A 24,235-nucleotide genomic window follows, 5' to 3' on the forward strand; every position below is an offset into this window, starting at 1 on the left:
ATTGTAGACGTGTTTCGGCGTAGCGAGAGTATTTCGAGTTGTTCGGTTGGCAGGACACTGGGAGTGGATGACTACTGTAGGAATATACAACCCTAAGTTATTGATTCTTATAGGGTGAAACGGCAAATTCGTAGCCTTCAAAAGGGAGAATTTTCCCCTGTGGATCAATCGGTTACATATTTCTCGGGATCACCTTCAAATGGTGGGGGTCGCTGGCTCGAGTCCAATGGCGCCGACCAAACAAAATCCGCTCTCCTGGGCGGTCTGGAAGGGCTCACCGAAAGGTGGGCCCTTTTTTGTTGCGATGTGCGAAGCCTTTGCAACCTACCTCCTCAAAATGACAATTCGGCGTCCCTCCCTGGCTTGTCGATTTATCCCGTTGTGCTTCTTTCGAGCGTGCTTCGGCATCTTCTTTTCCCGTCTCCGATCAGCCTCACTGAACGCGACAACGGAGTGATCACGCGTCCGGCGCGTGTGATGCGTATGGCGGTGTCGGTGGGCAATAAAGTGAGCTAGAGAATACTGCTTTTGTAGGATTTTTAGCTGTATATATGTACAGTTGTTTCGCCAAAAAATGGCCATGGGAAATCAGGAGAAGTCATATGTCAATTTACAGCGATACCCCTTATGTTTTTACGCCGGATCCCTCTGCGGATAACGGCCCTCAACTCCAGTCGGTGATGAAGGCCGGATACCGCTGGATTCAAATCAATGGCACTGACTGCCCGATCGGGACAACAGTCCTGCTAAACCGTGATGACAATTGGCCCTACAGTGGGCAGATCATCGAGCCAGCACCAGGGATCGATAAGGTCACTATCGACGTTTCAGGGATCGGTCGTAACCCGCTGGACCCAACAGATCCGAGTTATGCCGCCATCGACTACCAGGGTAATGTTCGCCCGGGCAGTTATCTGACCGCGCCGGCCTACGTCAATACGACCGAAATCTCCGTGGCTGATACCACTCCGTACACAAACGGTTCCTGGATCGTCATCTCGGATGCTTCAACCGATTTTGCAAACTACCCGATGCCACTCGACGGCCCGCTGGAGGTTCGCCAGGTTATTTATGTGCTGGCTAACTCATTGATTGTTAATCGCGTAATCAAACGTGATCATCCTCAGGGCGCAATCGTGGCTTTATGTGACCCGATTAAAAACGTGTACATCCGCAACCTTGAGTTCACCGGGGACGCTGCGGTAGGGCTGCATCTGCACTACGCACAACACTGTGTGATCGAGAACATCACGTCGGTCGACTGGACTGGGCGCTGCATGCTGCTGCTGGACAACGGTGGTGAGTACAACACCATTCTTGATAGTTATTGCACGGCTACAGAGCCAGGTGTCGATCCTGAACAGACCGCCTGGGGTGTCGTCATCGAGGGGCAGGACTCTACCCGCGTGATTAATTCAGGTGGTGAAAATTGCGGCTTGGGGATGGGGATGAATTACAGCATTGATTGTGTGTCGATTAACGCAAGGGCTCGCCTCAATACAGTAAACGTTGGGGTCTATACAGCGTCTATTCGTACCGGGTTCCTTCGACCTGCGACCGAATCCCCTCTGATCCTGGATAACGTCATCACTTCAGACTGCGTTGATTGCTATATGGTTGAACCCATACCTTTTTCCGGATAATCATGGAAAAAAAGGCCCGCATTGAGCGGGCTTTTTTATTGGGAATATTTATTCCCAGGGTATAGGTTCGCGGCCAGCGCCGTTGCGACGCCCAGCAACAGAGCGGCCGCAATTGTCCCTTGGTAATCATTGGCCAACACAGAAGCACGGCCAGGTAGGGCAGATTCGAATGGGCGCTGAGTCGGCAGGATGCCGCGGAACCTGTAAAGCGCCCGTCCAGACGCAGTTCTGCAGCCCTTGTCATGCACTCGATTTTCTCGTCGTGCCCCTTCAGATTGCGCTTCGCAAGTCTTTTGCCTGAACGTCCTGGGGATTCCGTTCGGCAACGTTAGGACTTTTCCGAGGTTAAAGATGGCGTCGTACTACTACTCTTCCTGTGTTGTTCCGAAGGATCGATAGGCCTGCCCCGATTCGTCATAAATAACTACAGAGAGCTGCCCCATGCTTCAACTCGACTTCTATTCAACGCTGGTCGCCGCCTCCCTGGTGCTTTTACTCGGGCGCGGGCTGGTCGCTCGAGTCGGTTTCCTGCGCACTTACAATATTCCGGAGCCGGTGGCCGGTGGTTTAGTGGTGGCGGTGCTGCTTCTGGTCCTGCGTATGCTCGCTGGCATTGAGGTCCGGTTTGATTCGTCGCTGCAGACGCCACTGATGTTGGCTTTCTTTGCCACCATTGGTTTGAATGCGGATTTCGCCAGTCTGAAGAAAGGCGGGCGGGTGCTGGGGATTTTCCTGCTGGTGGTGACGGCGCTCCTGGTGGTCCAGAACGCGATGGGGATTGCGCTGGCCAAGGCGCTGGGGCTCGATCCGTTGATGGGGTTGTTGGCGGGCTCCATTACGCTGTCGGGTGGGCACGGGACCGGCGCGGCCTGGGGCGCGGTGTTCAGCGAGAAGTATGGCGTGGCGTCGGCGTCCGAACTGGCCATTGCTTCCGCGACCTTTGGCCTGGTGCTCGGCGGCCTGATTGGCGGCCCGGTCGCTCGCCTGCTGATCAAGCGCGTCCAGACGCCCGCCCTGGCGCCGGTACAACCGCGAGGGCCAAAAGGATTCGAGCAGCCGAATCAAGAGCGCATGATCACCTCCTTCTCGTTTATCGAGACCCTGGCGCTGCTCGCCATCAGCCTGCAAGTGGGCACGTTCCTCAGCGGTTTTATCCAGGGCACGGCCTTTGAGCTGCCGACGTTTGTGTGTGTCTTGTTTGTCGGTGTGGTGTTGCGTAATGGCCTGTCGGCGCTGGGCTGGCACCAGGTATTCGAGCGCGAAGTCTCGGTGCTAGGGAATGTCAGCCTGTCGTTGTTCCTGGCGATTGCATTGATGTCGCTCAAGCTCTGGGACCTCGCCGCGCTGGCCCTGCCGATTTTCATCCTGCTGGCTGCGCAGGCGTTGATGATGGCGCTGTTTGCGATTTTCGTGACGTTCCGGGTGATGGGGAGCAACTATGACGCGGCGGTCCTGGCGGCGGGGCACTGCGGTTTCGGGCTCGGTGCCACGCCAACTGCCATTGCGAACATGCAGGCGGTGACCCAGCGTTTCGGGCCATCGCAGATTGCATTTCTGGTGGTGCCGATGGTGGGCGCCTTTTTCATCGATATCACCAATGCGATCGTGATCAAGTTGTACCTGGCGCTGCCGATCCTGGGCGTCGCGGGATAAACGCGGTTTACCGGATTTGCCGTTTAATGACTCGCCAGGTCCTGCCTGCCCAGGACCTCGTCAATCACCCCAAGCTGCCAGGTGAAATACGGATTGAACGTCAACCGCGCGTGCATCTTGCCCGGCTCACGGTAGCCCCAGTCCGAATACCACACGTCGGCCCCCTGTTCGCAGGCGCGGGTTGCGTCGTCCGTCTGGCCGTTCCAGCAAAACCGCAGGCTGCCCTGTTCGCCATACAGAGCGTTGTCGGGTGAGAACAGCAACCCCATGTGGGAGAACTGGCTGATCCGCAACTCCGGCAGGTAGTCGGTACGCGCTTTTACACGGCGGGTATCCCAGGCGCTCTCTGGCAATGTGCCGTACCAGGCGAGGCGGCTATGGGGGTTGCTGAAGCGTTGCTGGAAGGTCTCCAGCACGTAGTGCGTATCGAGTACTGAGTCGTGGGCTGCGACGGCAATGAATACCGGCTTGTCATAGGGGCGCCGCTCCAGGTCCTGGCGGGCTAGCCGGCTGCTGCGGTAGAACTGGGCAAAACCGTTGGTGGGCACTGTCATGTAGCGCACCAGGCTCTGTTGTGGCCGGCTGGCGTCTGGCGCCAGCAGCCAGGGGCGCGCCCAACTGATCAGGGGTGTCAGCCAGTCGTAGGTCATGCTGGACTGGAACGCGGGAGAGAACAGCAGCAGCCCCGCGACGTCGTCGTGTTTGTAGGCGTAGTCGAGTACCAGGTTGGCGCCGGTGGAAAAGCCGCCGAGGTAGATTTCTCCCACCTCTGCGCGAAGGATCGCAGCCTGTTCGTCGACCACCCGGCGCCAGTCTTCCATGCGCACCTGCAGCATGTCGGCCGGTTGCGTGCCGTGGCCGGGCAGCAGCACGGTCCTGACCAGGAAGCCGCGGGCGGCCAGTGCGCTGCCGATATCGTGGAAAGACCAGGGTGAGTCGCCCAGGCCATGCACGAGAATGATCCCGCGCTTGGGGGCACCCGCCGGGCGCCATTCCTGCGGGGCGTTCCAGTTGAGTTCGGCATCCTTGTCGGTGCCCTGGAAATCACGATGGTCCCGCAGCCATTGCAAGGTAGCGGCGCGATACGCTTCGAATGATTTCTGGCCAAGCGGCATGCCCGGTTCTGCGAGGGCTGTCGTGCAGAGCAATAGGGCGAGCATGCCGCAAGCAACGCTTCGGAGCGTTCTGCGCATCGATGGACGGTGCTGCATACAGGTGTGGTTGTTCAAGGCAGGTTCTCAACGGAGCGTAACCGTAAGGTCATGCACGATAATGACCTGCCTTGTATCGCCGAAAGTGCGAAACAGTAGCAAGACGTTTCCGATGATCTCAGAAACGATCCAGCCGGTAGGGCCCAAGTGCCGGCAGCTCGTTGGACGCGGCCGCAGGCGATGCCAGCCGTGCAATCAACTCCGCCGTCACCGCAGCCTGCGTCAGGCCCAGATGCTGATGCCCAAAGGCAAGCAGCACCTTGCCCTCGCACACCTTGTCGATAATCGGCAGCGAGTCCGGCAGGGAAGGGCGAAACCCCATCCACGGCGTCGCGTCCTCGGCACTCAAGTCACGACGAAACAGCCCCTGGCTCAGTCGATGCAACTGCCACGCGCGTTCCATGTTCGGTGGGCGATCAAGGCCGGCGAACTCCACGGTACCTGCCAGCCGCAATCCGCCGTCCATGGGCGTCATGATGAACTTGCGCTCCAATGACGTGACCGCAAACGGCAACCGTCCATGCTCATGGGGCAACATCAGGTGATAGCCGCGCTCTGTATCCAGCGGGACCTTTTTGCCAGTCAGTGCGCCGGTCAGGCTGGCTGAGTGCGCACCGCATGCGATCAACACCTGGCGCGCGGCCACGGTGCCTTGGTCGGTCCGCAATGAAACACCGTGCTCGTCCAGCTTCCCGCCCACGACCTGGCGCTTGAGAAATTGCACCCCGCTGGCCTTGGCCGCTTCCATCAGCTCGCAAACCACCCCATAGGGATCGAGAAAATGCCCGGTGCGAGGAAAGAACAACCCGCCCTGAATCCCTTTGCTGAGTTGTGGCGCCGCGTCCTGCACCCCGCTGGCGTGCCAGTGGTCCACCGGCACTTCCTGCTGACTCATGCGTGCCTGCAATGCATCAATGGCCTGTCGCGACTCGGCGCGCTCGAAGACCAGCAACGAGCCGTCTTCGCGCATCAGGTGCGGGCGCTCGATGCTGCCCAGCAGCCGGTGCCAGGCGCCCAGGCTGCCTTCATTGAGCGCGCGGATCCCGGCGACGGTGCGCTGGAAGGGCGCCGGGCGCAGGTTCAGCAGCAGCCGGGTAAACCACGGCAGTGCACGCGGCAGGTATTTCCAGTCCAGGCGCAGCGGGCCCATCGGGTCCATGAGCATGGCGGGCAAACGCGTCAGGATCGACGCATCCGCGATGGGGAACACTTGCTCGGTCGCCAGGTGGCCGGCATTGCCGAACGAGGCGCCGTGGCCGGGTTCCTGCTGATCGATGATGACCACCCGCCGGCCCTGGCGCGCCAGTTGCAGCGCGCAGGCGACGCCGATGATGCCGGCGCCCACTACGGCGACGTCTGGCATGACGTTATCGGACATGTTCTAGGCTTCCCTCTGACCGTCGAGCAAGCGCCGCAGCAGCAATGGGTTGCCGTGTTGCAGGGCCGTCGGCAGCAAGCTATCCGGGAAATCCTGGTAGCACACCGGCCGCAGGAATCGCAGGATCGCGGCGGTGCCCACCGAGGTGGTGCGTGAGTCCGAGGTGGCCGGGAATGGTCCGCCGTGCACCATCGCATCACACACTTCAACGCCGGTCGGCCAGCCGTTGACCAGCAGGCGGCCGGCCTTGCGTTCCAGGGTCGGCAGCAGCGCGCGGGCAGTTGCCAGGTCGTCGTCATCCAGATGCAGGGTTGCGGTCAGTTGGCCCTCCAGGTGTTCGCTGACCTGGCGGACCTCATCGACGTTGGCACATTGCACGATCAATGACGTGGCGCCGAATATCTCGGCTTGCAGGCTGTGATTGGCGAGAAAGTCCCGGGCCTGGGTCACGAACAAATGGGCCTGTCCCTGGTTCGGCCCTTCTGCCGGCAGACCGGTACCTGCGAGCTGAGCATGCCGGGTCAGGGCGCTGACGCCGTCTTCGTAAGCCTTGAAGATCCCCGGTGTCAGCATGGTCTGGGCAGTGCTGTGTTGAAGCAGGTTGGCAGCCGTGCCGACGAAGTGGTCCAGCGCTTGCCCTGCAACGGCAATCACCAGCCCGGGGTTGGTGCAGAACTGGCCGGCACCCTGGGTCAGGGACGCGACAAAACCTTGTGCCAATGCTTCACCGCGTGCGCTCAACGCAGCGGGAAACAGGTAGACCGGATTGATCGAGCTCATCTCTGCATACATCGGGATCGGCTCGGGGCGCGCCTGGGCCGCCTGGCACAAGGCAATACCGCCGCTGCGCGAGCCGGTGAAACCCACGGCCTTGATGCGCGGATCGCAGACCAGCGCGATACCGACCTCGCGGCCCGAGCCATACAACAGCGAAAACACACCCTCAGGCAGGCCACATTGCTGAACGGCCCGGGCCACCGCGCGGCCCACCAGTTCGCTGGTGCCAGGATGCGCGCCGTGTGCCTTCACGATCACCGGGCAACCGGCCGCCAGTGCCGACGCGGTATCACCGCCCGCCACCGAGAATGCCAGCGGAAAATTGCTCGCGCCGAACACGGCCACCGGCCCCAGCGGTACGTGGCGTTGACGCAGGTCCGAGCGAGGCAGCGGCTGGCGTTCCGGTTGTGCAGTATCCACCCGCACATCCAGCCATTCACCCGCGCGCACGGTGCGGGCAAAGGTGCGCAATTGCTGGCAGGTGCGCCCGCGTTCGCCCTGGATGCGTGGGCGGGGCAGGCCGGTCTCGGCCATCGCCCGTTCAATCAGTTCATCGCCCAGGGCTTCGATTTCGTTGGCGATGGTTTCAAGGAATTCGGCGCGAGCCGCCAACGGCGTTTCGCGATAGTTATCGAAGGCGCTCCAGGCCAACGCACAGGCGTGTTCGACATGTTCGGCGGTGCCGCCGGCGTAGGCGGGTTCCAGCGCAAGGTTGGTGGCAGGATTGATCGCCCGGATGGCCTCGCGGCTGCCTGGAATGGAGTGCTGACCAATCAGCATGGTGCCCGTCAGAGTCATGGCGTAGTCCTGGAAAGTAAAGATTGGCTTGGCGAAGAGAATCCACTGTGGGAGCTGTCGAGCCCCAGCGAGGCTGCGATGCAGGCGCTGCGGTCTGGCAGGTACACCGCAGTGATCCCATCGCAGCCTCGCCGGAGCTCGACAGCTCCCACATTTGATTTTTGCTGCCTTGAATAGTGTTAAGCGACGTTCTGCTCGGCCGACCAGTTGGCGTACCACTGGCGGAACAGCGCGTACTGGTTCTCTGCATAACGACGCTGGGCATCGCTGAGGGCATCGGTCTCGTTGAAGTGCAGGGTGTATTCCTTGTCGCCGTTGAGCACCATCAGATGTTTGTAGAACAGCACCAGGTCGCAGCCTTCGTCGAAGGACGACAGCACCGCCAGCGCCGACTCCAACTCCCGCGCCTGGCGACGTGCAGTGGCGTCGCCCTTGGCGGCTTTCTTGCTCAGGGCCACCAGTTGCAGGACTTCCCGTGGCAGTGCATTGCCGATGCCGGTGATTGCGCCGGTGGCGTTGCAGTTGACGAAGCCGTGCACCACTTGGGTATCCACGCCGACCATCAAGGTCACGTCATCGTCCTTGGAGGTGATGTGTTCGGCCGCGTAGCGCAGGTCTGCAGCACCGCCGAATTCCTTGAAGCCGATCAGGTTCGGGTACTCGCGACGCAGTTCGAAGAACAGGTCGGCGCGGGTGGCGAAGCCGTAGTAAGGGCTGTTGTAGATCACCGCCGGCAGGTTTGGCGCCGCCTTGAGGATGGCTGCAAAGTGATCCTTTTGCGCCGTCGCCGATGCGCCACGGGACAGCACCCGCGGGATGACCATCAAACCATGGGCGCCGACCTTCGCCGCATGCGCTGCATGGGCCACGGCTTCACGGCTGTTGACCGCGCCGGTGCCGACGATGGTCGGCACACCGGCGGCCACCAGGCGCGCCACGCCTTCCTGGCGCTCGGCCTCGGTCAGCAACGGCCAGTCGCCCATGGAGCCGCAGTACACCACCGCGCTCATGCCGATATCGATCAGTTCGCGGCCCTTGGCGACCAGTGCGTCAAAGTCCGGTTTGCGCTGGGCGGTGCACGGCGTCATCAATGCGGGGATGCAACCGGTGAAGATAGTGGTATTCATTGTTTCAGCTCCAGTTTGATTGAAGGGGCGGGGGCGGTTCAGATGCCCCACGCGAAGGGGTCCTGTTCGTCGATCAGCAAGGTGCTGTCGGCGGTCATGTAGGCGCGGCCGGTGATGGAAGGGCGCACACGTTCGCCCTCCCATTCATAGCTGCCTTCGAATTGGCTGCCGGTGATGCTGGCTTGTATCCACGGCTCACCGGCGGCGAGTTTCCCGTCGGCCGCCAGGCATGCGAGCTTGGCGCTGGTGCCGGTGCCGCAGGGCGAGCGGTCGTAGGCCTTGCCTGGGCACATGACAAAGTTGCGGCTGTCGGCCTGGGGGTCGTCGGCGAACAGTTCGATATGGTCGATCAGGGCGCCGTCTTCGCCGTGGATGCCCTGGGCTTCGAGGGCCTTGAGCATTGTCCAGGTGTAGTCGGTCAGGGCTTCGACGTTGTTCATTTCCAGCGCTTGGCCATGATCGGAAACCAGGAAGAACCAATTGCCGCCCCAGGCGATATCGCCGTAGACCAAGCCATGTCCAGGCACTTGCACCGAGACATGCTGGCGATAGCGATAGGCGGGCACATTGCGCAACGTGACCGCGCCGTCGGCGTGCAACGTGGCGCTGACCGGGCCGACCGGCGTGTCGATCTTGTGCACCCCCGGCGCGATCTGCCCCAAGTGGTGCAACGAGGCAACCAGGCCGATGGTGCCGTGGCCGCACATGCCGAGGTAGCCGGCGTTATTGAAGAAAATCACGCCGCAGGTGGCATCGGCCGAGACCGGCGCGCAATACAGCGCGCCCACCAGAACATCGTTGCCACGGGGCTCCAGCAGGCACGCCCTGCGCCATTGGTCATGCCGGGTGCGCAGGTCGTCGAGCTTGTCGACCATGGTCTCGCCGGCCAGCGTGGGAAACCCCGTCATCACCAGGCGCGTGGGCTCGCCGCCGGTGTGGGAATCAATGATGTGCACTCGTTTCATAGAACAATCCATCCAGTGGTTGGCTGAGGCTCAGGAAGCCAGCTGTGCCCGGCCGATATCGGGCTCAGGGGCTTCGCTTTCGTCGTCTTCGGTTTCCAGGCGAACCAGGTGCGCCGGCACGCCGGTGGCCGCGCCCCAGTAATAAATCCCCAGCGCGCAAGCGGCGACGACCACGGTGTCGAAGGGATGGCCGAGGATGCCCAGGCCACCGAAGCTGCCGAGTTTCGACAGGATGATGGTCACGGCGTAGAAGCCGATCAGCCAGGCGGAGGAGCGAACCTGGCGGCCCAGGCTCAGGTGCAGGGTCGGCACAAAACGGCCGCACAGCAGGTACACCACGAACATCAGGATTTGCAGGCCGAGCAGCCATGACACGGTGCTCCAGCCGGACCAGTAGACGATCAGCGCGGCGATGATGAACGACAGCGGGCCGAGCAAGCCCATCCACTTGACCCGGAACGGGCGCGGCAGGTCAGGTGCATTGCGGCGCAGGGCGGCCACGGATACCGGCGCCACGGCGTAGCTCAAGACCAGCGCGGCGGACACCACGTTGATCAGCGCTTCCCACGACGGGAAGGGCAGGGTCCAGAACACCGACAGGCCAAAGGTCAGCCACAGCGCCGGGCGCGGGATGCCGGACTTTTCATCGATGCGGGTGAAGATCTTGAAGAAGGTTCCGGTTTGCGCCCAGCCGTAGATCACCCGTGGCGTGGCGTTCATGTAGATATTGCCGCAGCCGCTGGGGGAGATCACGGCGTCGGCGACTACCAGGTACGCCAGCCAGCCCACACCCAGGGCGAGCGCGATGTCGCGGTACGGCAGGGCCAGTTCCTTGGCGACGCCGGCCCAGCCGTTGGCGAGCATTTCGGTGGGAATGCCGCCGAGGAAAGCGGTCTGCAACAGCACGTAGATTGCAGTGGAGAGCAGCACCGACAGGATCAGTGCAATTGGAATGGTGCGTTGCGGGTTCTTCACTTCGCTGGCCACCGAGATGATCGGCGTCAGACCCAGGTAGGCGAAAATCACCCCGCCGGCAGACACGGCCATTTCAATCCCCGACAGGCCGAACGGCGCGAAGCCCTGGGCGTGGAAATTCTCCGGCTTGAAAAAGGTGAACAGCACGCCGATCACCAGCAGCGGCACGATGAACTTGAACACGCTGACCAGGTTATTGGCCATGGCGAAGGTCTTCACGCTGCGGTAGTTGAGGGCGAAAAACAGCGAGAGCAGCGCAAACTGCACGAACCAGCCGAGGACGGTGGGGTTGCTGGAACCCGCCTGCGTCAACTCGGGAAACCACGCCGCGGCGTATTGGCGCGAGGCGACCACTTCAATTGCCACCAGGCTTGAAAACGCGATCAGCGTGATAAAGCCCATCAGGTAGCCCAGCAGCGGGCCGTGGGAATAAACCGGGTAGCGCACCACACCGCCGGCGCGGGGCAATGCCGCCCCCAGTTCGCAGTACACAATGCCCAGCAGCAACACGGCGAAGCCGCCCAGCAACCAGGAAAAAATCCCCGCCGGCCCGGCGATGGCGGAGACGTGACTGGCCGCGAACAGCCAGCCCGAACCGAAGATCGCTCCCAGTCCGATAAAGGTGAGGTCGATCAATGAAAGCTGTTTCTTGAACTTGCCTTGGGCTGACATGGCGGCGCCTTCTTGTGGGTTATTGGATAGGCATGCAGTGGCCATACAGTGAACCCATCAACGGCGCCGCGATTGATGTTTTGCGCAGGCTGCGATGACGAAATCAGCACAATTGCGAGTGCTCGACAGGGCCACCGCCATGCGGCAATCTGCTCGCCAGGCACCGCCCGCCGGGCGCCTGGCCTGTCCGCAAAATGCAGGAGAGAGCGTCATGATGCAGAGCGCGTTCGCGACCCTATGCCAAGGGAGCGAGTCGAATCGTCCACAGACCATCGAAGAATTACTGGCCGGCGTGGGGTTGCTGTTGCCGATGCTGGACGTGATTCCCAATGCCGCGATCTTTATCAAGGACGTGCAGGCGCGCTACGTATTGGCCAACCGCACCCTGGTGCAGCGGTGCGGCTTGAAGGACTTGCAACCGCTGTTGGGAAAAACCAGCGCCGAGGTATTTCCCGCGCAGTTGGGGCCCGGCTATACCGAGCAGGATCGGCGGGTGCTGGAGCAGGGATTTGTCCTCGAAGACCAGCTGGAATTGCACCTCTACGGTACCCGCGAGCCGGGTTGGTGCCTGACCCACAAATGGCCGCTGTACAGCCGCGACGCTGCAATCATCGGCCTGGCGGGCATCTCGGTCGACCTGCAAACCGCCAGCGAAACCCACCCGGCCTATCAACGGCTGGCGGCGGTGGACGAGCACATCCGGGCGCATTTCAATCGGCGGGTCACGTTGGGTGAACTGACGCGGATCGCCGGGATTTCCGTGGCGCAACTGGAGCGCTACTGCAAGCGCGTGTTCCACCTGACACCGCGCCAGATGATCCAGAAGGTACGCCTGGAACATGCGCACCGGCTGCTGCATACCGAGCTGCCGATCACTGAGGTGGCGTTGCAGTGCGGGTATACCGACCACAGTGCGTTTACCCGGCAGTTCAAGGCGTTGACCGGGTTTACGCCGCGCCAGTATCGGCAGGCGACCAGTGTGCGGTGATGTCTAATTGGATCTACGTGAATGTCATGAGCAGCGGTGGCGCCAACAAGGAGGGCGCCAACGCTCTTCGCAGTTGCGCAAACCTGGTCAGTTTTATCCCTGCCGTTGGTGCGACTTATCAAGTCGTCCAGTCCGTGCCGGTGAGTGGCTGCGTGGTGGATGTCACCGACAAAAGCACCGGGGGCTCTCCCGATTCGTTCAGAAGAGAAGCGGTTATCGGTGGGTGTTCGCCTTGACTCAGTAGGACGGCGTCACCTGGGTAATCACTGGCCGGCCTTCAACGTTTCAAGCATCGCCTGTGCTGCCAGCGCATGCACCTTGCGCGTCGGATGCCATTCATCCCAGTAGTAATGCGCATCCGGGTTTTCACACACCGGCTTCACGTCCGGATAGGTGTGTTGGCAGGGCGTATCCAGGTCTTTCAACCCCGCCACCTGGGGAGCTGCGCGCAGCTTGTCGCTGAACGCCACGTGGTCGAAGTAGCTGATGCTGACCTGATGCGCCTTAGCCAATGTGCTCAGCACAACCGGCAGTTTTTGTTCCAGTACCTGCTGGTAGTTTTTCGCGTTCTCGACTTGATTGCCCTGCACCACGGCTGGCACATGACTCAAATCCGTGGTGCCCACTACCATCACGTGTTTTGCGCCCGCTGTAATCAGTGTCTCGGTGGCTTTCTGAATATTTGCCACGCTGTTCTGGCTGAGTACGGCAACCGACTCTGGGTGCGAGAAGTCGGCCCATTCAAAAAAGTCGTTGGCCGAGATGAAAATGAAATACAGCGCCTTCGGGTCGGCTTTGTGTGCCTTGGCGGACTTCAGGTAGTCAGCGATCTGGCCTGAAACGCCGGTGTCGCGGGCGGGCTCCATCCAGGCGTAGTAGTTGCCATTGCCACTCTTGGCGCCGCCCACTGCGTAGTCGGTCAAGGGTGTTTTCAAGGCGTGGGCCAGGTTCTCGACGGCAGTCGGGCCATTGCTCCAGCGGCCCTTCCAGTACAACGAGCCGGGCAGTTCCTGGGCATCCTTGACCTTCAGAGTGGCCAGGGTCTTGGTGAAGCGTTCACCCGCACCGTTATCGGAGTAGCTATCGCCGAACGCATAGAGGTGATCGTAGCGGGGAGCGCCAAAGGCGGTGGAGGCGGTCAGTACCAATAGAGCGGCCAAGCAAGCGCGTAGAGTCATTGGAAATCTCCCGGGTGGTGCTCCAAGAGTACTGGCGGTGAAGTGCATGCCCGCGGGCGGTTGCGACCTGTGTGTAGCTGAGGGCGCAAAGACTGTCCTGTATGCGACAGGTGGCTATCGCTGGTAGTGTCCGCAGAATTGGGCATTCACATCAGGAAGATTGAGATGGCATCAGCGATAGAGTTGTCTTTTGAAGTTACGGAGCAAGAGCGCCAGGCCATCCTTCAGCCGCTGAGGGCATACAACATCAGCCAATGCGGCGAGAACCCGTTCGAAACGTTTGGGCTGTTACTGCGTGATCCCGCCAGCCAGGAAGTGGTGGGCGGCCTGTACGGAAAAATTTCCTATGGCTGGATGTTCATTGAGCTGTTGAGCGTGCCTGAGTCAATGCGCACTCAAGGCATGGGGTCGCGGCTGATGCGCGCGGCTGAGGAGCTGGCACGAGAGAAGGGCTGTGCGGGGATCTGGCTGGACACCTTCAGCTTCCAGGCGCCCGGGTTCTACCGGAAGCTGGGTTTCAGCGAGTTCGGGCATATTGCCGAGTACCCGCCAGGGCACACGCGCCACTTTTTCCAGAAGCACCTGGGCTGAGGGCTAGCGGGTCACCGACCGCCACGTGACCAAGCCGTCCAGCCCTTTATCGGACTTCAAGTACCTGAGCACGTTCTGCGCCTGGGCCTTCTCTTCAAACGGGCCGACAAATGCCCTCTAACGCTTCAAACACCCACAAACTTTATTGGATTGCAGCAACAATTTTTCTTGTTGGACACCTCCCTCCCCAAGCAGCAAAGATGCGGCCACTGACGCTCGACCTTCCAGGTCAACAATAAAAAATCGAGCCGGGCTGCACGCCGTTTTCTTGCAGTGAACCCTTTGTTCACTACCTGCTTTACTGGCGCCGCAGCGCGCACTTAAGGACCTCACCACCATGCAAACTGTTGTGAACCTATGGCCGCTGATTGGCGTACTCGTCATCGTGGTCGGCTTTGTGTTGCGCTTCAATCCGCTGCTGGTCGTCACGGCGGCAGCGATTGCCACCGGGTTTGCCGCCCACTTTCCACTGGAAAAGATCCTCGCCACCATGGGCGACGGCTTTCTCCAGACTCGCGCCTTGCAATTGATCCTGTTGTTGCCCCTGGCTGTCATCGGCTTGCTGGAGCGCCATGGCTTGCGCCTGCATGCGCAAAACTGGATCGCGCGCTTTGAGCGGGCCACGGTTGGGCGCTTGCTGATCATCTATCTGTTTGTGCGTGAATCCACAGCGGCCATGGGCCTGACGAGCCTGGGCGGGCACCCGCAGATGGTGCGCCCGTTGCTGGCGCCGATGGCGGAAGGCGCGGCGGAAAAACGCTATGGCAAACTCCCCGACAAGCTTCGCCACAAGGTCCTGGCCATGTGTGCCGCGACCGACAACGTCGGGCTGTTTTTTGGCGAGGATATCTTCGTCGCCTTTGGTGCGATTGCGTTGATGCACACGTTCCTGCTGGGTTCGGGGATTGATGTCGAGCCTCTGCACATTGCGGTCTGGGGCATCCCGACGGCGATCTGCGCCTTCATCATTCACGCCATCCGCTTGCACCGCTTTGACCGAATGCTGACCCGAGAGCTGTTACCGGCCAACACAGCGGAGGCGGCGCAATGATCATTTCCATTCAATACCTGTACTGGCTGGCCGGCGTTCTGCTGGTGATCACCGCCGGGATGATCCTGATGGATCGCACCCACCCCAAGCGCTGGTCGAGTTCGTTGTTCTGGCTGCTGTTTGCGATTCCGTTCCTGGTGGGGGAGCGCCTGCCCTCGGTGGTGGTCGGCGTGGGCGTGGTGGTGATGGCACTCATCGCGGGCCTGGGCGGCGTAGGCCGCGGCGCGCATGCCCAGTTGCATGACAAGGCCGCACGGGCCAGCGCTGGTCGCCTGGGGCATAAATTGTTTATCCCGGCATTGGCCATTCCGTTGACCACGGTGATCGGCTCGGTATTGCTCAAACACACCGAGATCGGCGGCGTGCCGCTGCTGGACCCGAAGAACACCACCTTTGTTTCCCTGGGTATCGGCTGCCTGATTGCACTGGCGCTGGCCTGCTGGCTGACGCGGGACACCCCGGTGCAAGCCCTTCGCGAATCCCGGCGCCTCACCGAAGCGCTGGGCTGGGCGATGGTGCTGCCGCAGATGCTGGCGATGCTCGGGCTGTTGTTCAACGAAGCGGGCGTGGGCACAGCGGTGGCGCACATCACCACCACCTATATCAACCTGGATTACAAGCTGGTAGCGGTGATGGTGTATGTGTTGGGCATGGCACTGTTTACCGTGATCATGGGCAATGGCTTTGCCGCCTTCCCGGTGATGACCGGCGGCGTTGGCGTACCGGTGCTGGTAGGCATCTACGGCGGCAACCCGGCGGTGATGGCTGCCATCGGCATGTTCTCCGGTTACTGCGGTACGCTGATGACACCCATGGCGGCCAACTTCAATATTGTCCCGGCAGCGTTGCTGGAGCTGCCGGATAAAAACGCGGTCATCAAGGCACAGATGCCGACCGCGTTGATGATGCTGGTGGTCAATATTGTCCTGCTCTACCTGCTGATGTGAGGCTGTAATGCGCACTGTATTGCTGACGGGTTTCGAACCGTTTGACCAAGACCTTGTCAACCCGTCCTGGGAGGCGGTACGCCTGTTGGAGGGTGTGCAGCTGGGCGCTGATGTGCGGATTGTCGCGCGGCAGTTACCCTGTGCCTTTGCCACGGCGGGCGAGCGCCTGGCTCAGCTGTTGGCCGAACACCGCCCGCAGATGGTCATTGCTGTCGGGCTGGGCCCCGGGCGCAGTGATATTTCCATCGAGCGGGTCGCGATCAACCTCAATGACGCGCGGATTCCGGACAACCTGGGTGAGCAACCTGTCGACACGGAAGTGCTGCCCGGCGGCCCTGCGGCCTACTTCGGCACCTTGCCGAGCAAGGCCATGGTGAGGGCCGTGCGCGAGGCCGGCATTGGGGCCAGCGTGTCGCAAACCGCCGGCACTTTCGTGTGCAACCAGGTGTTCTATCTGTTGCAGCACGCGCTCGCCGGGTCAGGGGTACGCAGCGGTTTCATCCATGTGCCGTGGCTGCCCGAGCAGGTGGTGGGCCGAATACCCGAGCCGGCCTCGATGGCGTTGCCGATGCAGGTCGAGGGCTTGCGGATTGCGCTGCTGACGGCCTGGAATACCCTGGTGGATATCACTGAAACGGGTGGGCAAGTCAGCTGAGGTTTTCGGCTTCGCGTCCCGGGAAAAACAACGCAAAGCATGTCACACCGTTCTCGCTGCTCACGCTGTATCGGCCGTTATGCAACTGCATGATGGTCGCGACAATCGACAGCCCCAATCCATTGGAATGCGCCGAACGCTCCCGTGATTCATCCACGCGATAAAACCGCTCGAACAACCTGGGCAAGTGCTCCGCCGGGATGGTCGCGCCGTGGTTGGTCACCGTCAGGTTGATGCCTTCGGCGCAGGGTGTGGCCTGGATCAGCAGTTCAGAGGCGGGCGCACCATATTTGATGGCGTTGGCGCACAGGTTGGCCAGGGCACGGCGCAGCAGCATCGGTTCGGCCCAGATCACACCGGCGCCCTGGGCGAGGATGCTGATGTCGACATCGCCCGCCAGGCCTTCGAAGTAGTCGGCCATGCGTTCCACTTCATCGGCCGCGTCCAGTTCCTGGCGCTGGCGCAGTGCACTGGCCGGGTCGGTGCGGGCCAGGAACAGCATGTTGTCGAGCATGCGCGCCAGGCGTTCGAGTTCTTCGACGTTGGAGGCCAGCAGTTGCTGGTAGGCCTCGATGCTACGGTGTTGCTGCAGCGCCACCTGGGTTTCCCCGAGCAAGTTATTGATCGGCGTGCGCAGTTCGTGGGCCATGTCAGTGGAGACCTGGCCCAGTTGCACAAAACCCTTGGCCAGGCGTTCGAGCATGGTGTTGAACGAATCAATCATCGGCAGCAGTTCTTTGGGGGCGCCGTGGCTGTCGAGGCGCGCGGCGAGGTTGCCGACGCCGATGCCCTGGGCATGCACGGCCAGGCGCCGCAATGGCAGCAGGCCGCGATGCACCATCAGGTAACCGACCACCGCCAGTACCAATGCCGCGATGCTGGCGAGGATATAGACACTCAGCCGGTAGCTGGCGAGCACTGCGGTGCGCTCGGTCATCAACCGCCCGGTAGTGACTTGCAGGCTGCCCAGGTCGCCTGAATCGATGGTGGCGGCGAGGGTGGAGAAGGGGACGCCATTGACGCCGGGTAAATGCTGCACGTCGGCGAATTCCAGGGCGTGGTCCCGGGGCACCGGTGCAACGTCGGGCATGTCGATGTTGCCGGGGTTCACTTCCAGCAGCGGTTTCTGCCCGGGTGCGGCGATGCTCAGCACCGATTCGCGGTTGCCCAGCATGTTCTGGAACAGTTCGGGCTTGGTCTTGATCAGGTCCAGGGTGTTGCTGTCGTTCAGCAGGTTGCGCAGTTGGTCGACGCGGTAGATCAGCGCAGCGTCGTCACGGTGGATCAGTTCGCGCTCAAGGTCGCGGTACAGCGCCACGCCGAGGGTTGCCAGCAGGGCGAACGCCAGCAGGGCGAAGATCAGCGCCAGGCGCAGCGTCAGGGAGTAATGCCGGGGCTTGCTCATGGTTGCGTATCGAAGCGATAGCCGATGCCGCGCACGCTATGGATCAGCTTGAGCTGGAACGGGTCGTCGATTTTCAGGCGCAGGCGGCGCACGGCCACGTCGACCACATTGGTGTCGCTGTCGAAATTCATGTCCCACACCCTTGAGGCGATCAGCGAGCGCGAGAGTACCTGGTCCTGATGGGTGGCGAACAAGTGCAACAAGGCGAACTCCTTGTTGGTCAGGGTGATGCGCACGCCGCCACGGCTGACGCGGCGCTTGAGCACGTCGATCTGCAGGTCGGCGATCTGCAAGTGTTCTTCTTCGCGGCTTGGCCCGCGCCGGGTCAGGGTGCGCAGGCGCGCCACCAGTTCGGCGAAGGAAAACGGCTTGATCAGGTAATCGTCGGCGCCCAGTTCCAGGCCCTTGATGCGGTCGGCAATATCGTCCCGGGCGGTCAGGAACAGCACCGGTGTGTCGGCTTCCTTGCGCAGGCGACGCAGCACTTCCCAGCCGTCCATCTTCGGCATCATCACATCCAGCACGATCACGTCGAACGGGGTTTCCAGGGCCTGGTGCAAACCGTCCACGCCATCGCGGGCAAGGCTCACGGAGTAACCCAGTTCCTGCAGGCCGTTAAGCAGGTAGTTGCCCGCCTTGGGCTCGTCTTCGACTACGAGGATATTCATGGGATTCGCCCTGGTGATGTGCAGTTCTTGCGTGGCGCAAGTGTAGCCCGATCAATTGTCATTGGGGCAGCCGATGCCCTGTACTTGATAGTCCAGCACGTGTTCGCGGCCCTGGCTGTCGAGGTAGTCGAGGCGCGCAGGGACAATGCCGCACTGGCCGTAGGTATCGGTGCTCGACAGTACTTTGGCCACGTCCATGTGCATGAAGAAGCCGGGGGTGTCATGGATCACCGAGGTGGTGGCGGTGGTATCGGCAAAGGCCGAGCCGGTGGCGAGGAGGGCAGCAAAGCCGAGGATAAACAGTTTCATGGCGGTATCTCTCTTTAAGGGTTGGCTGCCGGTATCCGGCAGTGAGTTCACAGTAACCAGGCGACACAAACAGCCAGCCAACAGGATGATGACAAGATCGTAATGAAGGGCTTAAGGCTGGCGGCCGGACGCTTCGAGGATCAGGTCGGTGATTTCCTTGGCGTGGGAAACCAGGGACAAGTGGCTCGATGGCACCTCGATGGTGGTGGCGTTCATGCGCTTGGCGAGAAAGCGTTCCAGGTCCGGGTTGATGGTCTGGTCATTGCTGGACACCGCATACCAGGACGGCTTGGTGTGCCACGCGGCGTTGACGGTGCGACCGCTGAACAGGGTCTTGGCGATCGGTTGTTGCACGGCGTACAGCTCCATGGCCTTGGCGTGGGGTACATCGGCGGCAAAGTACTTGAGGAAGGCGTCCTGATTCAGGGTCAGGTAACCGTCGTGCTCCACCACACCGGCCCGCACGGGTGTGCTTGGGTACTTGGCGGACAGGGCGACGAAGTCTTCGTTGGCGTCCGGAGCGCGGGCGGCGACGTATACCAGGGAGCTGACCTTGGGGTTGACCCCGGCGTCGCTGACCACGGTGCCGGCGTAGGAATGGCCGACCAGCACGGTAGGACCGTCCTGTTGATCGAGTACGCGATTGGTGGCAGCGACGTCATCCGCCACCGAGGTCAGCGGGTTTTGCACGGCGGTTACATGCAAGCCGGCGGCCTGCAGGCGGTTAATCACTTCGGACCAACTGGAACCGTCGGCCCAGGAGCCGTGTACCAGCACTACGTTATTGGCTTTCACCGGTGCAATCGGGCCGGCCACGGCGGCGCCGGTCCCCAGCATCAACAGGCTGGCGGCGATCAGACAGAGTTTGCTTGCAGGTTTCATGGGCGGGCTCGCTTCATTTTCAGTGGGAAGTTGGGTCACCCGCTGTGGGTGACTGACGACTTCACTGTATGAAGTGAGGGTGCGGGCAACACTGACAGCTTGATGACAAGTTTGTAATGCAATGGGCAGCCGGAAGGCTGCCCTGGTTGGACGGTGACCCATCAGACAGTACGGGCTGCTTGCAGGCGTTCAGCGCCGCCTTCCGCCAGGCCGCGTTCGTGCAGGCGATCTGCGCCGCCCTCGGCGAGCAGGTGGGATGGCTGGTCTTTGACCGCGCCAGCGTGGGTGTCGGCCGACGCCATGGATGACAGCCCGAGGCCCGCGATGACAGTCAGGCCGAGTACCAGGGACGAAGCTTTCGAGAGATTGAACATGATGAGGCTCCTACGCGTGAGTCAGCCGGATTGGCTGGTGGTCGTAGTTAATCGCCGGGGTGTATCTGCCATGTGTGCCCAGGCGTGGCGAAATGCGGGTTCGCGTATCCAGGCGGGGTTCCCATACAGTCCGATACAAACCACGGGAAGGTTTACAGCGTTTGGGCCGATCCGTAGATTGCACCAGGCAAGTGGTTCGTCAGCGCCCAAGACCGGGTGACGAAAGCAAGAGGAAGCCGAGCAGTGTCCACCCGCGATTCAGCTGTATTCGCCCACCGTTACCGCGCCTTCCTGTTCGATATGGATGGCACACTCCTGAACTCCATTGCCGCCGCCGAGCGCGTATGGGCCACCTGGGCTGAACGCCATGGGCTGGATGTCGAGGCCTTTCTGAAGACCATCCATGGTGCCCGGGCCATCGATACCATCACCCGCCAGGCGTTGCCCGGTGTGGACGCGCAGGCTGAGGCGCAGTGGATTACCGAGGCTGAACTTGAGGATGTGGAAGGGGTGGTGGCGATTGCGGGCGCGGTGGAATTCCTCAACGCATTGCCCGGCGATCAATGGGCGCTGGTTACGTCTGCCCCCAAGGCACTGGCTCTGCGCCGTATGCAGGCGGCCGGGATCAACCCGCCGGCGGTGCTGGTCACCGCGGAGGATGTCGCCAGCGGCAAGCCGGATCCGGCCTGTTATGTGCTCGGTGCGCAACGGCTGGGAGTACCGGTACAGGACTGCCTGGTGTTTGAGGATGCCAGCGTCGGGATTCGCGCCGGCGAGGCGGCGGGGGCCGATGTGATGGTGGTGACGTCGACCCACCTTGTGCCCATGGTCACCGCGCATCCTTCGATTGACGGGTATGAGCGTCTACAGGTTCAGCGGGACGAAGCCGGGCTGTTGCATCTACAGCGCCTGGCGTAAAAAAAGGCCGACCCGGTTACCCGGATCGGCCTTCTTCGTATAGGGGCGGTTCAACGTTGGAGCCGTTTCCAGTCAGCGTCTGCAGGCGGTTGCCCTTGAGCCCCTGGCGGGACAAGACCATTTCCTTGAGGATTTCGCTGGCAAGCCTGGCAATCGCCTCCGGCCCTCGATGGTGGGCGCGGACGATGCCGGTCACCGCAAAGTGATCAGCTTCCGGGCCGCTGAGAATCGCGGAAAGCGTGCCATCGGCATGCAGGGTGCAGACGATTTTGTAGCTCGGCAGGCGCGCTGCCAGTGCTGATTCGATTTCGCTTTTACTCAGTGTGTCCATCAGCGCTACAACCTTTCACCGACCGTGCATGCCCAAGCATAGGTTGTGTCGCGCAGCTGTAAATACCGGCGATCTGATAGCAACTGCGGCGGCGGTTTCAACCCGCTTGCGGGATACACCGCGCTGGGGCAACGAACTTCAAGATGAAACCCAAAGCCGTCAGGATGAGGCTTTGCGGCGATCACTGTGAGGCGCGCGCCGGCACAGTCTGCGATGGACGGCGACCTGAATGGGCTTGAGGCAGAAGAAAAACAAGTACGCGCTCAGGAACAGCGTCAGGTCCAGCCATGAGTAGGCTTTGTCGGAGGAACCTTCGATTTCGAACTTGAGGCCATACTCCAGCGCCACAAACGCCACGCTGATCAGCGTGACAATCAACCAAGACTTGGATAAGTAAGGCTGTTTAACGGTACGCCTCATCAACGTGCTCCTTGGCGCGCTGCAGACTGTAGGGGATTTGTCACGAGATTCGGCCCTGGAAAACTCCACAAGTTCCCTTTGTTTGCAGGCTGTTTCATGCGTTGAACGCAGCCAGCGACTATTACTGAGAAGTGTTCCTGCCATGTGTCATACAAAAGGGAGTACGCCTTATGTTGGTTCAGTGGTTTCTTGCAGCAGTCCATTTACTGGCATTCGCCATGGCATTGTCGGCCGTGCTTGCGCGTGGCAAGGCATTGCGCGGTGTATCTGATAGTGACCCATCCACCCTGCGCCGCGTATTGATCGCAGACAACATCTGGGGAATCAGTGCCCTGGTGTTATTGGTAACCGGTGGCCTGCGGGCCTTTGGCGGCTACGAAAAGGGCAGTGATTATTACCTGCACCAGCCGTTGTTTCACGTGAAGATGACGCTGCTTGTATTAATTTTGTTACTGGAGCTCGCGCCGATGATTCGCTTTATCCAATGGCGCATCGCGTTGGCGCGTGGCACGCGCCTCGATTTGCACCAGGCAGGTCTTTTTGCGCGCATCAGCCATGTGCAGGCGTTACTGCTGGTGCTGATGATGATTGCAGCGAGTGGCATGGCACGCGGTGTCGGCCTGGGATGACGCTGGCCTGACGCTGGAACAAGGGAATAGGGCGCGCTGGCCGCGGGAAGCCGCGAGCAGGCTGAAAGAGGTTTTCGCCAGCCGTTACAGTGAACGAAAGGGCTGGCTACTGGAGGCGCTTCAAGGTGTCTGGTTTTTATCCGGAGCCGTCAGGCCCGCCTGGATACGTTGGTAGATCTCCTCGCGATGCACGGCAACGTCCTTTGGAGCATTGATGCCGATTCTTACTTGCTGGCCGCTAACGCCCAGGATGGTGATCGTGATGTCATCACCGATGTTTATGCTTTCACCGACTTTGCGGGTGAGTATCAGCATGGACTTCTCCTTGATTGCTTTGAAGGACACATGTTTCAGACAGGGCAGATGTCGGATGTGTGTAGCTTACTGCGAAGCGCTTCCCTGTGGCTGCCTCTTTTAGGACGCATAGAGGCGGCATTAATTCCCATGCCGCCATCATACAGGTCTGCGATACATCATTCGCATTGTTTAAGCCAACGTTTATGACGGCCAGAATAGACAGTGAATGATAAAGTCGCCTCTTTGATCCTCTAAGGAGCAGGGTAGTGCGTAAAGTAGCGATGGCAATTGCGGTGTTGGCATTGGCCGGTTGCGGTGAAGGTAAAAGTGTCGACGCCCCCAAGGCCAGGCCTGCCGTTGCCGAGGCGCCCGCCCAGGCGCAACCTGCGGTCGGCGCGATCGCCTCTCAAGAATGGGATGTATGGGTGGGGCCGCCGGATCACAAGCTGCAGGCGATGACTGACCTGACCGCGTGGTTGCTGGAACACGGTTTCAGTTTCTATCTGGCGAAGGAAGACGGTAAGGACCAGGTGCTGCTGGGCCCATTCAGCACCAAGGCCGAGGCCGAGGCGAAACAAGCGCAGTTGACCGAGAAACTGGCGACTGCGAAGAAGAATGACACGGTGTCCGAGGTCATCGAACACAAGGTTGCGCAGTAAAGAGTCGACAAGCGGGAGGCCATGGCGCTCCCGCTTTTTTCGTTCAGCCGCAGGCTTTCAAGTTCACCGGGCCGACAAATTCATTGCCGCGCCCCATCACGCACGCCACGGTTTGATTGCGCTGGCGTTCCCAGGGCTGTACCGGGTAGGTCTTGTTCCAGGCTTCATACAGCTGGCGATCCTGTTTCGACAGGCGCAGGCCATACTGCTTGCTCATATAGAAATACGTTCGGGCGATCATGCCGCGAATGGAAGGGCGGGGCATGACCTTCTTGGCCTTGAAGTCCACCTGGGTCAGGCATGATCCATATTGGCCGCTTTGTACCGGCAGCCAGCCAAAACTGAAATTGTTTCGGTCGCCATTCACCTCGCCGATGCTCGGCACCAGGTTGTGCAGGTCGGCTTCGGCCCGCTTGTAGACCGCGTCCTTGCGGGTGCAGTTCTTGCGCCCGCCATCCTGCCAGCACTGGCGCTGATGGCCGATCTGCCAGGCCGGAACAATGTGTTCCCATTCAATACGTGCCGCCCGGTTGGCGTTTTTGCGCGGGATATAGCCGCAGGCTTTCAGGTCTACCCGGTTGCCGTTGTATTTGCAGCCGCAATAGAACTCCGTGGATTGCGGTTCATACAGTTTCCAGGCGATTTTCTTGGCTTCGCTGAATGTCCTGGGGGCTTGGGCGTGAGCGGTAACAGCAAAAAACACACACAACAGACTGATAAAACGGACACTCATT

Annotated in this window: 26 protein-coding genes; 10 read left to right on the top strand and 16 right to left on the bottom strand. The window is 60.9% G+C overall.

From position 1 onward, the window contains the following. Positions 1–602 precede the first annotated feature (602 nt). Positions 603–1,643, top strand: a complete 1,041-nt coding sequence (locus HX801_RS05930) for a hypothetical protein (RefSeq protein WP_177021771.1) — start codon at positions 603–605, stop codon at positions 1,641–1,643. Between the two features lie 441 nt (positions 1,644–2,084). Beyond that, entirely contained in the window at positions 2,085–3,296 is a 1,212-nt protein-coding gene (gene gltS / locus HX801_RS05935) for a sodium/glutamate symporter (RefSeq protein ID WP_177021772.1), read from the top strand. 23 nt (positions 3,297–3,319) lie between these two features. On the opposite strand, the gene HX801_RS05940 is transcribed toward gltS, so the two are convergent. From HX801_RS05940 to HX801_RS05965, 6 genes are all read right to left on the bottom strand, one after another. After that, positions 3,320–4,411 (bottom strand): carboxylesterase, encoded by a 1,092-nt coding sequence (locus tag HX801_RS05940; protein ID WP_256344219.1) that lies wholly within the window; start codon positions 4,409–4,411, stop codon positions 3,320–3,322. Positions 4,412–4,625: 214 nt separating this feature from the next. Continuing rightward, complete coding sequence (locus HX801_RS05945) at positions 4,626–5,885, bottom strand: FAD-binding oxidoreductase (protein ID WP_177021774.1); 1,260 nt, start codon at positions 5,883–5,885, stop codon at positions 4,626–4,628. 3 nt (positions 5,886–5,888) lie between these two features. After that, positions 5,889–7,460 carry an aldehyde dehydrogenase (NADP(+)) gene (locus HX801_RS05950; RefSeq protein ID WP_177021775.1) on the bottom strand — a complete coding sequence of 524 codons (1,572 nt, stop codon included), beginning with the start codon at positions 7,458–7,460 and terminating at the stop codon, positions 5,889–5,891. A gap of 179 nt (positions 7,461–7,639) precedes the next feature. Beyond that, complete coding sequence (locus tag HX801_RS05955; RefSeq protein ID WP_087693960.1) at positions 7,640–8,587, bottom strand: dihydrodipicolinate synthase family protein; 948 nt, start codon at positions 8,585–8,587, stop codon at positions 7,640–7,642. 38 nt (positions 8,588–8,625) lie between these two features. Next, the gene (locus HX801_RS05960) at positions 8,626–9,552 is read right to left on the bottom strand and encodes a 4-hydroxyproline epimerase (protein WP_102605125.1); all 927 of its coding nucleotides are present in this window, start codon (positions 9,550–9,552) and stop codon (positions 8,626–8,628) included. A 30-nt stretch (positions 9,553–9,582) separates the two neighbouring features. Further along, positions 9,583–11,199, bottom strand: a complete 1,617-nt coding sequence (locus tag HX801_RS05965) for an APC family permease (protein WP_102605124.1) — start codon at positions 11,197–11,199, stop codon at positions 9,583–9,585. A gap of 211 nt (positions 11,200–11,410) precedes the next feature. Between HX801_RS05965 and HX801_RS05970 the strand changes: the two genes are divergently transcribed. Next, the gene (locus tag HX801_RS05970; RefSeq protein WP_174717779.1) at positions 11,411–12,187 is read left to right on the top strand and encodes an AraC family transcriptional regulator; all 777 of its coding nucleotides are present in this window, start codon (positions 11,411–11,413) and stop codon (positions 12,185–12,187) included. 263 nt (positions 12,188–12,450) lie between these two features. Here the strand turns inward: HX801_RS05970 and HX801_RS05975 are convergent, their stop codons facing one another. After that, positions 12,451–13,365 carry an SGNH/GDSL hydrolase family protein gene (locus HX801_RS05975; protein WP_102368531.1) on the bottom strand — a complete coding sequence of 305 codons (915 nt, stop codon included), beginning with the start codon at positions 13,363–13,365 and terminating at the stop codon, positions 12,451–12,453. A gap of 165 nt (positions 13,366–13,530) precedes the next feature. Between HX801_RS05975 and HX801_RS05980 the strand changes: the two genes are divergently transcribed. The 4 genes from HX801_RS05980 (at position 13,531) to pcp (ending at position 16,609) form a co-directional block, all read left to right on the top strand. Then, positions 13,531–13,956, top strand: coding sequence for a GNAT family N-acetyltransferase (locus HX801_RS05980; RefSeq protein ID WP_177021776.1), 426 nt, complete (start codon positions 13,531–13,533; stop codon positions 13,954–13,956). A gap of 337 nt (positions 13,957–14,293) precedes the next feature. Continuing rightward, complete coding sequence (locus tag HX801_RS05985) at positions 14,294–15,007, top strand: DUF969 domain-containing protein (protein WP_003219990.1); 714 nt, start codon at positions 14,294–14,296, stop codon at positions 15,005–15,007. After that, positions 15,004–15,954 (top strand): DUF979 domain-containing protein, encoded by a 951-nt coding sequence (locus HX801_RS05990; protein WP_003219989.1) that lies wholly within the window; start codon positions 15,004–15,006, stop codon positions 15,952–15,954. Before HX801_RS05985 ends, HX801_RS05990 begins: the two co-directional genes overlap by 4 nt. 7 nt (positions 15,955–15,961) lie before the next feature. Continuing rightward, positions 15,962–16,609 (top strand): pyroglutamyl-peptidase I, encoded by a 648-nt coding sequence (gene pcp, locus HX801_RS05995; protein WP_008438704.1) that lies wholly within the window; start codon positions 15,962–15,964, stop codon positions 16,607–16,609. Here the strand turns inward: pcp and HX801_RS06000 are convergent. The 5 genes from HX801_RS06000 to HX801_RS06020 form a co-directional block, all read right to left on the bottom strand. After that, complete coding sequence (locus HX801_RS06000; protein WP_003219987.1) at positions 16,602–18,014, bottom strand: heavy metal sensor histidine kinase; 1,413 nt, start codon at positions 18,012–18,014, stop codon at positions 16,602–16,604. The genes pcp and HX801_RS06000 overlap by 8 nt on opposite strands. Beyond that, entirely contained in the window at positions 18,011–18,682 is a 672-nt protein-coding gene (locus HX801_RS06005; protein ID WP_003219986.1) for a heavy metal response regulator transcription factor, read from the bottom strand. The genes HX801_RS06000 and HX801_RS06005 overlap by 4 nt, the downstream gene beginning before the upstream one ends. Positions 18,683–18,733: 51 nt before the next feature. Further along, positions 18,734–18,991 carry a DUF2790 domain-containing protein gene (locus tag HX801_RS06010; RefSeq protein WP_003219985.1) on the bottom strand — a complete coding sequence of 86 codons (258 nt, stop codon included), beginning with the start codon at positions 18,989–18,991 and terminating at the stop codon, positions 18,734–18,736. A gap of 111 nt (positions 18,992–19,102) precedes the next feature. Continuing rightward, on the bottom strand, positions 19,103–19,873 hold the full coding sequence (locus HX801_RS06015) for an alpha/beta fold hydrolase (protein WP_177021777.1): 771 nt from the start codon (positions 19,871–19,873) through the stop codon (positions 19,103–19,105). Positions 19,874–20,034: 161 nt separating this feature from the next. Continuing rightward, the gene (locus HX801_RS06020; protein WP_003219983.1) at positions 20,035–20,247 is read right to left on the bottom strand and encodes a hypothetical protein; all 213 of its coding nucleotides are present in this window, start codon (positions 20,245–20,247) and stop codon (positions 20,035–20,037) included. A 243-nt stretch (positions 20,248–20,490) separates the two neighbouring features. Between HX801_RS06020 and HX801_RS06025 the strand changes: the two genes are divergently transcribed. Continuing rightward, positions 20,491–21,165: an HAD-IA family hydrolase gene (locus HX801_RS06025; RefSeq protein WP_003219982.1), complete on the top strand. Its 675-nt coding sequence runs from the start codon at positions 20,491–20,493 to the stop codon at positions 21,163–21,165. A gap of 16 nt (positions 21,166–21,181) precedes the next feature. Here HX801_RS06025 and HX801_RS06030 read toward each other — a convergent pair whose 3' ends face one another. Both HX801_RS06030 and HX801_RS06035 read right to left on the bottom strand, forming a co-directional pair. Next, positions 21,182–21,496 carry a hypothetical protein gene (locus HX801_RS06030; RefSeq protein WP_008438700.1) on the bottom strand — a complete coding sequence of 105 codons (315 nt, stop codon included), beginning with the start codon at positions 21,494–21,496 and terminating at the stop codon, positions 21,182–21,184. 159 nt (positions 21,497–21,655) lie between these two features. Next, positions 21,656–21,916, bottom strand: coding sequence for a hypothetical protein (locus HX801_RS06035; RefSeq protein ID WP_003219977.1), 261 nt, complete (start codon positions 21,914–21,916; stop codon positions 21,656–21,658). Between the two features lie 170 nt (positions 21,917–22,086). Between HX801_RS06035 and HX801_RS06040 the strand changes: the two genes are divergently transcribed. After that, entirely contained in the window at positions 22,087–22,545 is a 459-nt protein-coding gene (locus HX801_RS06040; RefSeq protein ID WP_177021778.1) for a DUF2214 family protein, read from the top strand. Between the two features lie 120 nt (positions 22,546–22,665). Here HX801_RS06040 and csrA read toward each other — a convergent pair whose 3' ends face one another. After that, positions 22,666–22,860 carry a carbon storage regulator CsrA gene (gene csrA / locus HX801_RS06045; protein ID WP_003192511.1) on the bottom strand — a complete coding sequence of 65 codons (195 nt, stop codon included), beginning with the start codon at positions 22,858–22,860 and terminating at the stop codon, positions 22,666–22,668. A gap of 263 nt (positions 22,861–23,123) precedes the next feature. Here csrA and HX801_RS06050 point away from each other — a divergent pair, with 263 nt between their 5' ends. Continuing rightward, complete coding sequence (locus HX801_RS06050) at positions 23,124–23,501, top strand: hypothetical protein (protein WP_032899812.1); 378 nt, start codon at positions 23,124–23,126, stop codon at positions 23,499–23,501. A 43-nt stretch (positions 23,502–23,544) separates the two neighbouring features. Here the strand turns inward: HX801_RS06050 and HX801_RS06055 are convergent, their stop codons facing one another. Further along, complete coding sequence (locus tag HX801_RS06055) at positions 23,545–24,234, bottom strand: endonuclease (protein ID WP_102605114.1); 690 nt, start codon at positions 24,232–24,234, stop codon at positions 23,545–23,547. Position 24,235: the final 1 nt, after the last annotated feature.

Source organism: Pseudomonas sp. G1002 (assembly GCF_013385455.1).
Taxonomy (GTDB): Bacteria; Pseudomonadota; Gammaproteobacteria; order Pseudomonadales; family Pseudomonadaceae; genus Aquipseudomonas.

What these genes read in the sequence shown, in the direction of transcription:
- HX801_RS05930 (WP_177021771.1), top strand. Translation starts at nt 603, where the DNA reads ATGTCAATTTACAGCGATACCCCTTATGTTTTTACGCCGGATCCCTCT.
- gltS (WP_177021772.1), top strand. Translation starts at nt 2,085, where the DNA reads ATGCTTCAACTCGACTTCTATTCAACGCTGGTCGCCGCCTCCCTGGTG.
- HX801_RS05940 (WP_256344219.1), bottom strand. Translation starts at nt 4,411, where the DNA reads ATGCCGCTTGGCCAGAAATCATTCGAAGCGTATCGCGCCGCTACCTTG.
- HX801_RS05945 (WP_177021774.1), bottom strand. Translation starts at nt 5,885, where the DNA reads ATGTCCGATAACGTCATGCCAGACGTCGCCGTAGTGGGCGCCGGCATC.
- HX801_RS05950 (WP_177021775.1), bottom strand. Translation starts at nt 7,460, where the DNA reads ATGACTCTGACGGGCACCATGCTGATTGGTCAGCACTCCATTCCAGGC.
- HX801_RS05955 (WP_087693960.1), bottom strand. Translation starts at nt 8,587, where the DNA reads ATGAATACCACTATCTTCACCGGTTGCATCCCCGCATTGATGACGCCG.
- HX801_RS05960 (WP_102605125.1), bottom strand. Translation starts at nt 9,552, where the DNA reads ATGAAACGAGTGCACATCATTGATTCCCACACCGGCGGCGAGCCCACG.
- HX801_RS05965 (WP_102605124.1), bottom strand. Translation starts at nt 11,199, where the DNA reads ATGTCAGCCCAAGGCAAGTTCAAGAAACAGCTTTCATTGATCGACCTC.
- HX801_RS05970 (WP_174717779.1), top strand. Translation starts at nt 11,411, where the DNA reads ATGATGCAGAGCGCGTTCGCGACCCTATGCCAAGGGAGCGAGTCGAAT.
- HX801_RS05975 (WP_102368531.1), bottom strand. Translation starts at nt 13,365, where the DNA reads ATGACTCTACGCGCTTGCTTGGCCGCTCTATTGGTACTGACCGCCTCC.
- HX801_RS05980 (WP_177021776.1), top strand. Translation starts at nt 13,531, where the DNA reads ATGGCATCAGCGATAGAGTTGTCTTTTGAAGTTACGGAGCAAGAGCGC.
- HX801_RS05985 (WP_003219990.1), top strand. Translation starts at nt 14,294, where the DNA reads ATGCAAACTGTTGTGAACCTATGGCCGCTGATTGGCGTACTCGTCATC.
- HX801_RS05990 (WP_003219989.1), top strand. Translation starts at nt 15,004, where the DNA reads ATGATCATTTCCATTCAATACCTGTACTGGCTGGCCGGCGTTCTGCTG.
- pcp (WP_008438704.1), top strand. Translation starts at nt 15,962, where the DNA reads ATGCGCACTGTATTGCTGACGGGTTTCGAACCGTTTGACCAAGACCTT.
- HX801_RS06000 (WP_003219987.1), bottom strand. Translation starts at nt 18,014, where the DNA reads ATGAGCAAGCCCCGGCATTACTCCCTGACGCTGCGCCTGGCGCTGATC.
- HX801_RS06005 (WP_003219986.1), bottom strand. Translation starts at nt 18,682, where the DNA reads ATGAATATCCTCGTAGTCGAAGACGAGCCCAAGGCGGGCAACTACCTG.
- HX801_RS06010 (WP_003219985.1), bottom strand. Translation starts at nt 18,991, where the DNA reads ATGAAACTGTTTATCCTCGGCTTTGCTGCCCTCCTCGCCACCGGCTCG.
- HX801_RS06015 (WP_177021777.1), bottom strand. Translation starts at nt 19,873, where the DNA reads ATGAAACCTGCAAGCAAACTCTGTCTGATCGCCGCCAGCCTGTTGATG.
- HX801_RS06020 (WP_003219983.1), bottom strand. Translation starts at nt 20,247, where the DNA reads ATGTTCAATCTCTCGAAAGCTTCGTCCCTGGTACTCGGCCTGACTGTC.
- HX801_RS06030 (WP_008438700.1), bottom strand. Translation starts at nt 21,496, where the DNA reads ATGGACACACTGAGTAAAAGCGAAATCGAATCAGCACTGGCAGCGCGC.
- HX801_RS06035 (WP_003219977.1), bottom strand. Translation starts at nt 21,916, where the DNA reads ATGAGGCGTACCGTTAAACAGCCTTACTTATCCAAGTCTTGGTTGATT.
- HX801_RS06040 (WP_177021778.1), top strand. Translation starts at nt 22,087, where the DNA reads ATGTTGGTTCAGTGGTTTCTTGCAGCAGTCCATTTACTGGCATTCGCC.
- csrA (WP_003192511.1), bottom strand. Translation starts at nt 22,860, where the DNA reads ATGCTGATACTCACCCGCAAAGTCGGTGAAAGCATAAACATCGGTGAT.
- HX801_RS06050 (WP_032899812.1), top strand. Translation starts at nt 23,124, where the DNA reads ATGGCAATTGCGGTGTTGGCATTGGCCGGTTGCGGTGAAGGTAAAAGT.
- HX801_RS06055 (WP_102605114.1), bottom strand. Translation starts at nt 24,234, where the DNA reads ATGAGTGTCCGTTTTATCAGTCTGTTGTGTGTGTTTTTTGCTGTTACC.